The organism is Aeromonas sp., assembly GCF_050633025.1.
Lineage (GTDB): Bacteria > Pseudomonadota > Gammaproteobacteria > Enterobacterales > Aeromonadaceae > Aeromonas.
Map to the genome: position 1 here is coordinate 1 of NZ_JBODRQ010000005.1, position 13,528 is coordinate 13,528.

The 13,528-nt window shown below is 56.2% G+C and carries 11 protein-coding genes; 4 read left to right on the forward strand and 7 right to left on the reverse strand.

What is annotated here, in order from left to right:
* The 3 genes from hrpA to rplY all read left to right on the forward strand — a co-directional run.
* The coding region (gene hrpA, locus ACRAUW_RS01265) for an ATP-dependent RNA helicase HrpA (RefSeq protein WP_431360845.1) at positions 1-2,927 on the forward strand (2,927 nt) is incomplete at its 5' end.
* Positions 2,928-3,013: 86 nt separating this feature from the next.
* Positions 3,014-3,847, forward strand: coding sequence for a hypothetical protein (locus ACRAUW_RS01270; protein WP_431360846.1), 834 nt, complete (start codon positions 3,014-3,016; stop codon positions 3,845-3,847).
* A gap of 115 nt (positions 3,848-3,962) precedes the next feature.
* Positions 3,963-4,250 carry a 50S ribosomal protein L25 gene (gene rplY, locus ACRAUW_RS01275; protein WP_042030867.1) on the forward strand — a complete coding sequence of 96 codons (288 nt, stop codon included), beginning with the start codon at positions 3,963-3,965 and terminating at the stop codon, positions 4,248-4,250.
* Positions 4,251-4,360: 110 nt separating this feature from the next.
* On the opposite strand, the gene ACRAUW_RS01280 is transcribed toward rplY, so the two are convergent.
* Positions 4,361-4,756 carry a MerR family transcriptional regulator gene (locus ACRAUW_RS01280; protein WP_431360847.1) on the reverse strand — a complete coding sequence of 132 codons (396 nt, stop codon included), beginning with the start codon at positions 4,754-4,756 and terminating at the stop codon, positions 4,361-4,363.
* A gap of 122 nt (positions 4,757-4,878) precedes the next feature.
* On the opposite strand from ACRAUW_RS01280, the gene ACRAUW_RS01285 reads away from it, so the two are divergent.
* Positions 4,879-6,042 carry a thiolase family protein gene (locus ACRAUW_RS01285; protein ID WP_431360848.1) on the forward strand — a complete coding sequence of 388 codons (1,164 nt, stop codon included), beginning with the start codon at positions 4,879-4,881 and terminating at the stop codon, positions 6,040-6,042.
* Here the strand turns inward: ACRAUW_RS01285 and ACRAUW_RS01290 are convergent.
* From ACRAUW_RS01290 to ACRAUW_RS01315, 6 genes are all read right to left on the reverse strand, one after another.
* A complete protein-coding gene (locus ACRAUW_RS01290; RefSeq protein ID WP_431360849.1) occupies positions 6,039-7,262 on the reverse strand; it encodes an EAL and HDOD domain-containing protein in 1,224 nt (407 codons plus the stop codon). The genes ACRAUW_RS01285 and ACRAUW_RS01290 overlap by 4 nt on opposite strands.
* Positions 7,263-7,376: 114 nt before the next feature.
* Complete coding sequence (locus tag ACRAUW_RS01295; RefSeq protein WP_431360850.1) at positions 7,377-8,636, reverse strand: outer membrane protein transport protein; 1,260 nt, start codon at positions 8,634-8,636, stop codon at positions 7,377-7,379.
* A 251-nt stretch (positions 8,637-8,887) separates the two neighbouring features.
* Positions 8,888-10,210, reverse strand: coding sequence for an outer membrane protein transport protein (locus ACRAUW_RS01300; RefSeq protein ID WP_431360851.1), 1,323 nt, complete (start codon positions 10,208-10,210; stop codon positions 8,888-8,890).
* A 402-nt stretch (positions 10,211-10,612) separates the two neighbouring features.
* A complete protein-coding gene (locus tag ACRAUW_RS01305) occupies positions 10,613-11,392 on the reverse strand; it encodes a DUF3379 family protein (protein ID WP_431360852.1) in 780 nt (259 codons plus the stop codon).
* Positions 11,385-11,984, reverse strand: coding sequence for a sigma-70 family RNA polymerase sigma factor (locus ACRAUW_RS01310; RefSeq protein WP_005333245.1), 600 nt, complete (start codon positions 11,982-11,984; stop codon positions 11,385-11,387). Before ACRAUW_RS01310 ends, ACRAUW_RS01305 begins: the two co-directional genes overlap by 8 nt.
* A gap of 13 nt (positions 11,985-11,997) precedes the next feature.
* On the reverse strand, positions 11,998-13,509 hold the full coding sequence (locus ACRAUW_RS01315) for a BatD family protein (protein ID WP_431360853.1): 1,512 nt from the start codon (positions 13,507-13,509) through the stop codon (positions 11,998-12,000).
* Positions 13,510-13,528: the final 19 nt, after the last annotated feature.

Sequence of the window (13,528 nt, forward strand, 5' to 3'; positions counted from 1 at the left end):
CCAACGCCGAGCAGAACAAGGTGTTTCAGCAACACGCCGGACGGCGCATAGTGCTAGCCACCAACGTGGCGGAGACCTCGCTGACGGTGCCGGGCATTCGTTACGTCATCGATCCGGGTACTGCCCGAATCAGTCGCTACTCCTGGCGCACCAAGGTGCAGCGCCTGCCCATCGAGCCGGTCTCCCAAGCCAGTGCCAACCAGCGTAAAGGGCGCTGCGGCCGGGTGGCGGACGGCATCTGTATCCGTCTCTACTCCGAGGAGGATTTCAACGGGCGCCCGGCCTTCACCGACCCCGAGATCCTGCGCACCAACCTGGCCTCCGTCATCCTGCAGATGCTGGCGCTCGGCCTTGGCAACATGGAGGCGTTCCCCTTCGTCGAGCCGCCTGAGTCGCGCCATTTCAAGGACGGCTTGACCCTGCTCAAAGAACTGGAGGCGGTGAGGGAATTGCCCGCTACCGGCGATCGCGAAGCCAAACTGCAGCTGACCGAGACCGGACGCCAGCTCTCGCGCATCCCCCTTGATCCGCGTCTGGCGAAGATGGTGATCAGCGCGGCGCAGACTGGCTGCCTGAGCGAGGTGATGGTGATCACCGCTGCTCTCAGTATTCAGGATCCCCGCGAGCGGCCCATGGAGAAGAAGCAGGCCGCCGACGAGCAGCACAGACGTTTTGAAGACAAGGAGTCCGACTTCCTCGCCTTCGTCAATCTGTGGAACTACCTGAAAGAGCAGCAGGATACCCTTGGCAGCAATCCGTTCCGCCGCATGTGCCAGAAGGAGTTTCTCTCCTACCTGCGGGTGCGCGAGTGGCAGGACATCCATTTCCAGCTGCGTCAGACGGTCAAGGAGCTGGGTTTTAAAGCCAACCATGAACCGGCAGATTTCAAGACGGTGCACTGCGCGCTGCTGACCGGCCTCTTGAGCCATATCGGCAACAAGGATCTGGAAAAGCCCGAATTCCTTGGCGCCCGCAACGGTCGCTTCCACCTCTTCCCGGCCTCGGGTCTGTTCAAGAAGCCGCCCAAGTGGGTGATGGCCGCCGAGCTGGTGGAGACCTCGCGTCTCTACGCCCGCATCAACGCCAAGATTGAACCCGAGTGGGTGGAGCCGCTGGCGGGTCACCTCATCAAGCTGCACCACAGCGACCCTCACTGGTCGAAGAAAAACGGCGCCGTGATGGCCAAGGAGAAGGTGACTCTGTATGGCCTGACCCTGGTCAACGAGCGTACCATCAACTTCAGCAGCATCGATCCGGCGCTGTGTCGTGAACTGTTTATCCGCCGCGCCCTGGTGGAGGGGGATTTCGAGACCCGCCACCGCTTCTTCAGCGATAACCGCAAGCTGCTGGCGGAGGTGGAGGCGCTGGAGCACAAGTCTCGTCGACGCGATATCCTGGTGGATGATGAGGACTTGTTCCGCTTCTACGATGCTCGCTTGCCGGAGGATGTGATATCAAGCCGTCACTTCGACAAGTGGTGGAAAGAGGCACAAAAGCAGGATCCCGAGCTACTCAACTTCGAAAAAGAGATGCTGATGAAGGGGGATGCCGCCCACATCAGCGATCTCGACTACCCCAACTTCTGGCAGCAGGGGCGCCTCAAGCTCAAGCTGACCTATCAGTTCGAGCCGGGGGAGGCGGCGGATGGCGTGACCTTGCATATTCCGCTGCCGCTCCTGAATCAGGTGGAGGTGAAGGGGTTCGAGTGGTTGATCCCGGGGCTGCGCCATGAGCTGTTGGTGGCTCTCATCAAGTCGATGCCAAAGCCGATGCGCAAGAACTTCGTGCCTGCGCCGAACTATGCCGATGCACTGCTCGCCAGCATCAACCCCGAGCAGGGGCCACTCTTGGACGAGATGGAGCGCCAGCTGCGCCGTATGACCGGTGTCACCGTGCCCCGTGAATCTTGGGACTGGGCAGCGGTGCCCGATCACCTGAAACTCACCTTCCGGGTGGTGGACGACAAACACAAGAAGGTGGCGGAAGGCAAAGATCTGGAGGCCTTGAAAGAGTCGCTGAGGGGCAAGGTGCAGGAGACCCTGTCACAAGTGGCGGACGATGACATCGAGCAGTCCGGCCTCACTCTGTGGAGCTTTGGCGAGCTGCCGAAGGAGTACAGCCAGAAGCGGGGCGGCTTCGAGGTGAAAGCCTATCCGGCGTTGGTAGACGAGAAGGATTCGGTCGCCATCCAGCTGGTGGAGAGCCCGGTGGTGCAGCAGCAGCTGATGTGGGCCGGTCAGCGCCGGCTGGTGCTGCTCAACGTGCCATCACCCATCAAGTATCTGCAGGAGAAGCTGCCCAACAAGGCCAAGCTGGGGCTCTATTTTAACCCCTTTGGCAAGGTGGCGGAGCTGATAGATGACTGCATCGCCTGCGGCTGCGACAAGCTGATTGAGCAGCACGGCGGCATGGCCTGGGATGAGGCCGGTTTCGAGGCGCTCAGGGAGTTTGTCCGTGCCGAGCTCAACGATGCGGTGGTGGAGGTGGCCAAGCAGGTGGAAGCCGTACTGACGCTGTCCCATGAGATCAAGAAGCGGCTCAAGGGGAAGATGCAGCTCGACACCGCTTTTGCCATGTCCGATATCCAGCAGCAGTTGGGTAACCTTATTCACAAGGGCTTTGTCACCGAGACTGGCTGGCTGCGGTTGCCTGATCTCTTGCGCTACCTGCGTGCCATCGAGCGGCGTCTAGAGAAACTGGCTATCGATCCCAATCGGGATCGGGTCTACATGCTCAAGGTGCAGAGTGTGGAGTCGGAGTACAAGGCGCTGCTCGCCAAGATCCCCAAATCCCAGCTGATCCCTAGCGAGGTGGCCAATATCCGTTGGATGATCGAGGAGTTGAGAGTCTCCTTCTTCGCTCAGCAACTGGGGACGCCATACCCCATTTCGGATAAACGGGTGCTGAATGCTATTGCGCAGTGTTAAGCTGATATCTGTCTGTTTTAACTACTTGATATAGAGTGTGGGAAGGGGTTGCCTGTCAGGCAGCCCCTTTTCAACCGGAGGTAAGGATGCTGGGTATCTGGTTGAGTGTGGCACAGGTGGTGATCAGCGGTTATCAACCCATCGCGGAACAAACCTGGGTGCAGTTGAACCCGGAATATTATCCGCTGGTGCGCACGCCGCCAGCGATGTTTGCGGCCTGGCGGGGCAATCAGTTTCCTCCGCTGGCCCAAAAGCAGAAGCATGGTCGTTGGCAGATCCTCTTTCCTGCCCGGTTGGTGCCTCCTTTCGAGTTGTTCGAGGGGGAGGCACAGCTCTCCAAAACTTATCTGGCAAGGCTGCGACGCATCGATGAGATGGCTTACGGGGTGGTCTCTGACCAGACTGTTGCGGCTGTGGTACCCGCATTGAAGGGGAGTGGTGAGCCTGGCTATAGCGAGCAATATATCGCCCCCTTTATTGCCGAATTTCGCACGCCTCAAGACGCTTTGGGTGGCGTTGAGATTCCTGACAACAGTGGTGAGAGCGAACCCCTGCTGGTTCAGCTTGGGTTGACGTTGCGCACTGACGGGATGAGGGGGGTCAAAGGAGATGAGAGGGGGATGAGTGCCGATATTGCACAGTCCCACTCGGCTGGCGGGACAAAAAGCCTGTGTCATCAGGTCGCCACAGGGGAGACGCTATGGCGTATTGCCAATCAGCTCTCCGCCGCCCGGGGAGCCGATACCTACAGCTATTTATTGGCATTGGTGGCGGAGAATCAGCAGTACCTTGGCCGGAGCATTCGGGTCAGAACGGGGGATGTGCTTTACTGCCCGCGCCCCGAGACGCTGGCGCAATTTGATGCGCTGAGCCCGGCCCAGCGGCAACAGCAATTTGCCCGCCTTGAGCAGGGGCGTTAAAGCGCGGGATGAGCCTTGTATCCGCGATTGGCCCATGGTAGTATTCGCGCTCGTTTTGCGAGGTGCTGACCGGTCGCAGTTAGCACCATAAATTCATCCAAAAGAGATACATACTATGTCTTTCGTATTCCAAGCTGAAGTCCGTTCTGACCTGGGGAAAGGTGCGAGCCGCCGCCTGCGTCAAGCTGACCAAGTTCCTGCCATCGTTTACGGTGCAGGCAAAGAAGCGCTGTCCGTAGCTGTTGACCACAAGAAAATGATCCTGGCTCAAGAGAAGCCGGAATTCTATGAGTCCGTACTGACTCTGGTCATCAACGGCGAAGAAGTTAACGTAAAAGTGAAAGCTATCCAGCGTCACCCGGTACGTTACAAGCTGGTTCACCTGGACTTCGTTCGCGTCTAATCGCGAGCCGTCAGGTTGAAAAAAAGCCACTCTCAGGAGTGGCTTTTTGCTATCTGGCGTTTGGTTGTTTTCACTGTGTGAAAAGAGGGCATATTTGCCCTCAGGCTTCATTACCCCAGCTGGCTCAGTGCCTGCTGACAGCGTTGTTCGGCGGCATCCAGCTCCAGCAACACCATTCTGATATCTTCCATCTGTTGCTGCAGCGTCTCGCGTTTATCCGTTACCAGTACCAGCATGGTCTGTAGCTGGGTGCGGCTGCTCTTGTCTGCATCATAGAGATCAAACAATTCGCGGATTTCGGCGAGGCTGAAACCAAGGCGCTTGCCACGCAGGGTCAACTTGAGACGAACCCGATCCTGCTTGCTGTAGATGCGGGTCTGGCCCTCTCGCGTGGGATTGAGTAATCCCTGATCCTCGTAAAAGCGGATACTGCGCGTTGTAATATCAAATTCCCGTGCCAGCTCACTGATGCTGTAGCGCCGGGCTTCATCCCTGTTTTTGTTCATACAGACTTCTTGGCGAACTAAATCCTGCTGGCACCTTACCTAAACGTAAACTGTACTGCAACTCTTGTTCCTGTGACGCAGAAAACCTATGTTATAGCAATGTAACGAAAAGAGACTGGCAAATGGATATTGCGATTGTGGCGGCAAAGCGGACTCCTATGGGTTCATTCCAAGGGGCTCTGGCAGAGGTGACGGCACCTGAGTTGGGGGCCTGTGTCATCGAGGCTGCGTTGGTGCAAAGTGGCCTGCGTCCCGAGCAGATAGACGAAGTGCTTATGGGCAACGTGCTGGCGGCGGGGGTGGGGCAAGCGCCAGCCAGACAGGCGATGTTGAAAGCGGGACTGCCGCCATCTATACCTGCAACCACAGTCAACAAGGTGTGCGGTTCGGGTATGAAGGCGGTGATGTTGGCTGCTGATTCTATCAGGCTTGGCGACAACAGAATCGTAGTCGCAGGCGGCATGGAGAGCATGAGCCGAGCCCCCTATCTGTTGGATAATGCCCGCAATGGTTATCGGATGGGCCACCAATTGCTACAGGATCACCTTTTCCGTGATGGATTGCAGGATGCCTATGATGGCCAGCTTATGGGAATACATGCCCAGCGCAGCGCCGATCAGCACGCTTTGACCCGCCATGAGATGGATGCGTTTGCTCTGGCCTCGCTACATCGTGCCCGTGAGGCTCTGCAGGGCGGTTATTTTTCCTTGGAGCTGGCCCCTGTCTTCCACAATGATTGTCTGCTGCTGGCTGAAGATGAACAACCGGGCAAGGGCCGGCCCGAGAAGATCCCGACCCTGAAGTCTGCGTTTGGCCAAGAGGGCACCATTACGGCGGCCAATGCAAGCTCCATCTCGGACGGCGCGGCGGCGCTGATCTTGATGGATGGCGCAACAGCGCAAGCCTGGCAGGTGCCTGTGCTGGCACGTATTGTCGGTTATCAGAGCCATGCAGCATTGCCCGCCGAGTTTACCTCTGCGCCTATTGGCGCCATTTCTCGGTTGCTGGCGCGTCTGGCATGGTCGGTGGAAGAGGTGGATCTGTTTGAGATCAACGAGGCTTTTGCCATGGTAACCATGCTGACCATGAGCGGGGTCGGCATCCCTCATTACAAGGTCAATGTGCATGGAGGGGCCTGTGCACTCGGTCATCCGCTGGGGGCGAGTGGGGCCCGCATTCTGGTGACGCTGATTGCCGCGTTGCGGCTACGGGGTCTGCGGCGGGGTGTTGCTGCGCTCTGTATCGGGGGCGGTGAGGCAACGGCTATTGCGGTAGAGACCACTTAATCATCGGTATTCATCGCGTGCAGTTGCTCGTTAACCCAGGTCGTCGCTGCGAGATAAAGGTGGCTTACCTTATCTTCATTAAGCCCCAGCTGGGCTGTTCTGGCCGTTACCTGTGACCAGTTGGCACTCTCGTAATCTTCACAAAACGCAAGGTAGAAACCGAGATTGCCTTTGTGCTCAAGTAGTGCCATACGAATGTCATCGATAAGGGGGATAGTGCCAAGCAGCTTGTCCATTGGCTGCTCCATCAGTACATCCAGCAGGGAGAAGAGACCGGTGATAAAGGCTTGTTGTGCCTGCTGGCTCGGAGCGTGGGCGTGGGCCAGCAGTTCACAGAATCGGGCACGGATCAGCGACATCTGGTAAAGCTCGGCGCTCTTGCCCTTGCCCGCACTGGTTGCCGCGACCAGCGAGACAAAGCGTTTTAGTTGGGTGTGGCCCAGATAGATGGCAGCTTGGCGAAATGAGGAAATGGGGTTGGCATGGCCTTTGAGATGATTGACGTAGCGCAGCAGCTTGAGGGAGAGGGAGATATCCTGGTTTAGCAGCTGTTCAATTTTGTTGATATCAGGCTCTGCCTCGTTGACCACGTTGAGCAACTGCATCACCACGACTTGCGCTGGCTCCATAGTGGCTTGCTTGACCATCTCAGGACGACTAAAGAAAAAACCCTGGAACAGCTGGATCCCTAGCCGTTTGACCCGCTCGAACTCCGCCTTGTCCTCTACTTTTTCCGCCAGATAGGTGAGCCCCAGCGCTTTATGACGCTGGATAAACACCTTGATCTGCAGCAAGGAGGTGGCGCGAAGATCAAATTTGATGATGTGGATAAAGGGGAGGAAGCGCTCCCAATCCGGCGACATGGTGAAGTCATCAAGCGCCAGCTGATAACCCTGTTGGTGAAGCTGCTTCACTTTTTCCAGCAGGGCATCATCCGGTGGGGCATCTTCCAGGATCTCAATCACCACTTTTTGGGGAGGCAGGCACTCTGCCAACCCTTCCAGCAGCAGTGAGTGGGGGAAATTGATAAAGCAGGGGTGGCCGCCCAACAGCTGATCGATATTCTGTTGCAGAAACTGCTCGACCACCAACCGGGAGGTGGCTTGTTGTGAGGAGATGCTGGGGAAGACATTATTCAAACTATCGCGAAAGAGCAGCTCATAGGCATGGGTATTGAGATCTCTGTCGAGGATCGGCTGTCTTGCAACGTAAGAATACATGCCTTGCTCCAGTATGGGTACTGGATTGATTTTATGGTGTTGCAGAACACTATGCCAGTGTTCCCCTTGTCGGGTAAGAAATAACTGGCATAGTGTTTTTCTGCAGGAAGCAATTTAGAAGAGATAGCTCACTTGTGCACCGGCCAGCCAGGCGTCTCCTTCGGAGGTACCATCAAAGCGGGATTGATAGTTGCCTTGAGTGAAGCTTTCATGCACGTCTACTTTCTTGCCATCGAGCAGGGTCAGTCCCAGATCCACGGTCAGGTCGGGGGTGAACTGATATCCCATCCCCAGGCTGTACCAGAGCCGATCTGCATCGGGGATCGAGATAGTGCGATTGACTGCAGGCACCGGACTCTGATCATATGCGAGACCGGAGCGAAGTTGCCATTTGGCATTCAGTTGGTAGGTCATCCCCAGAGCATAGCGCCAGCTATCTTCCCAGTGCTCTTCTTTAATGGGCAGGGTACCGAGGTGATCGAGATTGGCCGTCAACGATGTAAACTTGCTCCAGTCAGTCCAGTTGATGCTGCTATGGATCGCCAGTTTATCGTTTATCTGCTGGAATACCGCCAGCTCAGTTGTCGCGGGCAGCGGCAGAACCAGATTGCCTTGATCGCTGATGCTTACAAATTTACCCGGCGCCACTGGTTTACTCAGAGTGGCATCTCCCTTGAGCTTGAGATCGACACCATTGCGGTAGGAGAGGCCGATCCGGGTCTGTTCGCTGGGGGTCAACAGAATACCTGTGTTCCAGCCCAGTTCGCGGCCATCACCTTTAACATGCTTGGCAATGACGCTTTGACCATTGGTGAGGGTAGTGGGATAGGTGCCGCCTACTTCCCCTTCTCCCTGAATGAGAGAGAGCCCCACCCCAATGGAGAGCATGTCGCTGACGCGATAAGCCAGCGCACTCCCCAAATCGACGGTTCTGATGTCAGAGACATTACCGAAATGACCGGCGTGATAACCTTGGGGCATCTTGATCCCCAAGCCGTAGTGAGAGGTGGCAGATAGCCCCATGCTCAGACGTTCGTTAATCGGCGCAATGAAATAGAGGTTGGGGATCCAGGCATCATCCGCGATATCGTTGGCTATGGCATTCTGGGGGCCGAAATTGTCGTGTACCTGACCGCCGATATTGACATCCGGTTTCAGGTAGATAACGCCACTAGAAAGAGTTGGGCTACGAAAACGGGTGATAGCACCGGGATTGCGGCCCAATACTGAGGCATTGTCCGCAATAGCGGCCTCACCGGCAAAAGCGCGGCCAAGACCCGTCGCTGATTGTTCTGATAACTGGTAGCCCGCGGCATGGGTCTGACCCGCGATCACCAGCAGGGCGATGGCGGACGGTTTGATGATGGGATGCATGGCAAAATCCTTGCTTTTACCCGAAGGTTCAATAGGTCATATGAATGAAGACAGAATTTTATATGGTATGACCAGCAAGACAACGGTAATGTCCGGTATCTGGATAAAACAAGATTTAATGCTGGAATGGTGCGATCTAATAGCTTGATTAAAAAAGAAAAATAAACACGTGTGTGCTACATGTGTGCGCTGAAATGGATTTTTTGAACAAAAAAAGAGCGCCATAAGGCGCTCTTTTCGAAGCGTTCTAATTAGAACTTCATATTGAACTGGGCAGAGGCCAGGAAGGCGTTGCCGTGGGATGTACCTTGCCAGCGGTTCAAACTGTCGTGGTTTGGCAGGCCTTCATTGACATCTACTTCTTTGCCGTCCAGATAGGCCATACCAAAGTCAACGCTCATATCGGTATTGATATGGTAGGTGGCGCCAGCGCTATACCAGATACGGTCTGAGTCGGGGATACTCAGGCTGCGATATTCAGCTTCGATAGGGCTGTTGTCATAGGCGAAGCCCAGACGCGCTTCCCAAGCAGGGTTGATATACCAGGTACCACCGATGGAGTAGCGAGTAGAGTCTTTAAACTTTTCTGGCTTATAAAGACATACGCCTGGTTTACCCGGAGAGTTACAACTGGCGCTTGTGGCATTCAATTCTTGGAAAGCACTCCAGTCAGTCCAGTTGACGGAGTAATGAACTGCAAATTGCTGATTCAAACGGTGATATCCGGCAAATTCAGCTTGAGCTGGCAAGTCCAGCTTTAGATTGCCATCTACTGTTTTAAATACAGGCTTGCCATTCTGGAGACCGGCTACACCGGCAGTCGCTCCCTGAAAATCACCATTAAAGCTCATATCCACTTGTGAGCGATAAGTCAGAGCAAAGCGATGGTTTTCGTTAACTTCATAGAGAGTACCGATGTTCCAGCCAAAGCCCCAAGTATCCCCCTTAAGATGAGCGACATTGGTATCTTTGGGCAACGTTGTGCCAGTGTAACCCGCAAAACGGTTGAGTTCTGCAGCACCGTAAACGGCGTTGATACCGGCACCGACACTGAAGTGTTCATTGATACGATAGGCAATGTTCGGGTTGATATTGAAGGTCATCAACTCGGTATTACCAGCACCGGCACCAGCCGCGAAGGTTTCCGTATATTCGGTTGCGAGACCGTAGTTGGAGAACAACCCAATACCCCAAGCCCACTGGTCATTTAGTGGCTGAATAAAGTAAGAGGCGGGGACGAAGGCTGCCGGAGCAATGCCTGACTCGCTTGCATCGGTTAATTTGGCAATTTTGTTCCCGTTTGCATCAACCAGATTTATTGCACCATCCACATCCACATCCGGTTTGATGTAGGTGCCGGAGACAGAAACCGCCATCTTGTCGAAGGTGGTCATGGCAGCCGGGTTACGGGCCAGCACGGAGGCGTTGTCGGCGATAGCCGCTTCACCGGCATAGGCGCGACCCAAACCGGAGGCCGAGTGCTCGTTCAACTGGAATGCCGCAGCATGGACTTGACCGGTGGCCAGCGCGATGGTGGCGGCAATCAGGCTCTTCTTGAAAATTGTTGTCGTCATGGAGTTCTCTCTTGTAGGCAGATTTTTTTGCCGATATTGGCTGCATGTTCAATGCAAACCTCGACAAAATCCGTTTTTATTTCAGCTTCTTCCCAATCAATTCTGGCGTGATTCTATGGATCTGGTAGGAGGTAAGAAATCAGACCAGTGACAGCAGAATACATAAAAGTGATCAATGTGTTAATCATTTGTTTTAACTTGCTGTTTAATTCATCATTTTCAGGGTCTAAAGGCGGAATATTGACCTGGATTGCCGATCTCCGTCACAAAAATAATTTTGTCAATTTCTCGAAGTTTGGAGGCAAATGAGTGACAAAGGGGAGTAAACAGGGGGGAAACAGGCAGCGGATTGTGACCGCCGCCTGCTATTGAGGATGGCTCTGAGGTTGTTAACCAGCGATGTTAAATGTCCCACTGCAGACGTGACTGCAGGGCGTTGGCAACAGGGGCAAGTGGCTCTTTCATCTCGCCAATCAGTACCATATTGGCGCCTTTGAGCTGGACTATCTCCCCTTTGAGGGTGCCATCTTCAAAGGTGGCCTGTTGCAGGGTTAATGGCACATGTTTGGGCACTAAAAAGAGGGTGACAGGCCCCATCTTTCCCTGGATAACCATGTGCAAGGCTGGTCCCTGATAAAACGAGCAGTGATTGACATAGGTCACCTTGAGCCCATCCATCCCGCTTAGGGTGGCGCCATACTTCTCCATCTTGGCATTGATGTTATGCAGATTGACCTGCTCATCGACACCTTCAATAAAGGGGTCTTCGCCATAGACATGAGCCATCGCCACTTGTGCGAGGGAGAGGGCCGCAGGAGCCGTCTCTGGCAGCGTGATCCAGCGGGTGCTCATTCCCAGCAGGAAGGCGACCGATGCAGCCAGGGTGATCTGGCGCCAGGATGTCGATGTCCGGAGCTTGACCGGCGCCGTGCCAAGGGGGGGGGATGGCGGCATATCATCTTGCGCGTCACAGTCTTGCAGCATGGCTTGCCTGAGCAGGAGCCGTTCGGCCAGACCGACGGGAACTTCTACCTGCATGGCGCGCTTGAGGGTTCTGTCGAACTGCTTCATCTCGTCGAGGTAGTTCCGATTGGCCTGGCTTGCTTCAGCAGTTTTGAGAAAGTCCGGCAGTTGATCGTGGGGCTGGATCATGGCATTGCGGCGAAATTCGAGTTCATCCATGTCCGTGTCCTCTTGCTTGGTTCTTCTGCTCCATTGCCTCCTTGATCTGGTTGCGGGCGCGAAACAGTCGGGTCATAACGGTGTTCTTGTTGAGGCCGAGCATCTCGGCAATCTCTTCACCACTGAATCCTCCCACGACTTGCAGCAGCAGTGGTTCCTGGTACTCCTCGGGCAACCGGGCGATGTGACGGTGCAACCACTCGTTCTCCATCTCCTGCTCGCTGTGCAGCGCATCGTGCTGGGGCTGAGGGTGATCGTCGAGATCCACCAGCTCCAGCTGTTTGCGTTCAAAGCGGCGGGCGTTCTCCCGTCTGAGGATGGTGATCAGCCACCCTTTGGCCGCCTTATCATCCTGCAGGGTGTCGATAGCCTTCCAGGCACGCAGGAAGGTCTCTTGCACCAGATCTTCCGCCACGTTGGGATCCCGGGTCAGCCAGTAGGCATACCGATAGAGATCGCCATGCAGCGCATGAACCAGTGCTTCAAATTTGGTTTGTTTGTCAGCCATGGGATCAGAGACCGGCGAAGTGGCCGGATCATTTCCACCAATATGCTGCTGAGCACGTTTTTTTCTAAAAAACAGCAGTGCCATAGGGCAATCCTTGTCAGGGGGCGTGGCGGCGGGAGCGGGAACTCCCGTGCGCCAGCAGGTAAATCAGATGCGCAATACCGGCCGTTTCATCAGCACTGAGGGTTCGCGCCAGAGCGCGCCACTCGATGGGCTGGCCAGAAGAGGGCCGCGCAAAACAGGCTCGCTCGAGTGCGGCGAGCGCGTTGCCGAGCCGATTATGCCCAGCGTCGGGCAACTGGCCTAATTGATAATAGGAGACCTGCCAGCGCATGGTCGCCCACTTGATCAGCGCCTTGCGACTGCCATCCGGCTGGTGTTGGGCAAGGGCACGTTGCAGTTGATAGAAGGCGCGCCAGCGGGGCCAGTGGCGCCATAGTGCACGCAGCGTTATGGCCAGCACGACCCACCAAAGGCTCTCTCGCAGTGCCACCTGCGATGTCTGCGGATTAGGTTGCCGATTGGTCGTTGCCTGAAACGTCAGCGTAATGGCGGGCAGGCTGGCCTGTTCAATCCGGCCGCTTTGGGTATTAAACCAGGGCAGATCAATGGGGGGGAGCTGATAGTCGCCGCTCTGCTCCGCGACCAGAGTCTGGCGCCACTGTCGCTCAAACAGCAGCTTGCCATCTCGGTAACGCTCCTGCTGTTGCTCGCCATCGGGATGTGCCTGTATGCCGCTTGGCAGTTGATGGGCCATCAGGGGGGCAAGCTGTATCTGGCCGCTGTCACCATTTTCCATGGTCAGGGTGAGGATCCGGATCAGCGGTTCACCCACTTCCCCCTTGGTGGCTGGTTCAAACCGTTGACTCAGGGTCAGCCGGGTGGCCACCGGCGTGGCGGGGGCCTTGTCGACCCTCACCTCGAGCGGTGCCGCACGGGCCGAGAGTTTTTGCGCTTTTCCCCCTTGCTGCGTGAGCTGCCCCTGCAAGCGGGGTGAGTCGAGGAGCCATAGCCCTGGCGCTTTTGCCTGAACGAGCCAGCTGCGGGTGAGCCGACCGGGTAGACCAGCCTGAACGGGGGCGATCCACTCGTCGCTACCGAGGCGACGTATGGTGAAGTGGGCAGAGCTAAGCTCGCTTAGCGCCGGGTTTTGCATGCTGGTGGGCAGCCACAGTGTCAGCCGGTAGATCACCGGCTGGCCGGGATAGAGTGGGCCCTGATGATCAAGGCTGGCCTGCATCTCGAGGGGCGAGGGGGCTGCGGGTTGCGGCAGCGCCGCTGTTTTCACCTCTCTCAATGGCAGGGTGAGCGAGGGGGTAAACTCATTTCCGAGCTTTAGCGGGGCAATTACCACCTTTGTATTAGCGGGTGAGTCGCTCTGGTGCAGCGGGATCTGCCAGCGAGTCAGTTGTTGTACCGGGGTGGTGACCCGGCTCATGGTCACTCTGCCCACTGCAAACTGGCGCAGTAGGGGGGAGATCTCCAGCTCGCTGCTCTGGCGCTCGCCATCCGCTTCGATGATCAGCAGCCAATCGCTGGGGTCGGACCCCGGCAGCAGCTCTGCCCGGGGGGGCAGGGCCCAACCAAGTGGACTCGTCAGTGCGAGCAACAGCCCCCATCCTGCCCGC

What these genes read in the sequence shown, in the direction of transcription:
- ACRAUW_RS01285 (WP_431360848.1), top strand. Translation starts at nt 4,879, where the DNA reads ATGGATATTGCGATTGTGGCGGCAAAGCGGACTCCTATGGGTTCATTC.
- ACRAUW_RS01295 (WP_431360850.1), bottom strand. Translation starts at nt 8,636, where the DNA reads ATGCATCCCATCATCAAACCGTCCGCCATCGCCCTGCTGGTGATCGCG.
- ACRAUW_RS01305 (WP_431360852.1), bottom strand. Translation starts at nt 11,392, where the DNA reads ATGGATGAACTCGAATTTCGCCGCAATGCCATGATCCAGCCCCACGAT.
- ACRAUW_RS01310 (WP_005333245.1), bottom strand. Translation starts at nt 11,984, where the DNA reads ATGGCACTGCTGTTTTTTAGAAAAAAACGTGCTCAGCAGCATATTGGT.
- rplY (WP_042030867.1), top strand. Translation starts at nt 3,963, where the DNA reads ATGTCTTTCGTATTCCAAGCTGAAGTCCGTTCTGACCTGGGGAAAGGT.
- ACRAUW_RS01280 (WP_431360847.1), bottom strand. Translation starts at nt 4,756, where the DNA reads ATGAACAAAAACAGGGATGAAGCCCGGCGCTACAGCATCAGTGAGCTG.
- ACRAUW_RS01290 (WP_431360849.1), bottom strand. Translation starts at nt 7,262, where the DNA reads ATGTATTCTTACGTTGCAAGACAGCCGATCCTCGACAGAGATCTCAAT.
- ACRAUW_RS01300 (WP_431360851.1), bottom strand. Translation starts at nt 10,210, where the DNA reads ATGACGACAACAATTTTCAAGAAGAGCCTGATTGCCGCCACCATCGCG.
- ACRAUW_RS01270 (WP_431360846.1), top strand. Translation starts at nt 3,014, where the DNA reads ATGCTGGGTATCTGGTTGAGTGTGGCACAGGTGGTGATCAGCGGTTAT.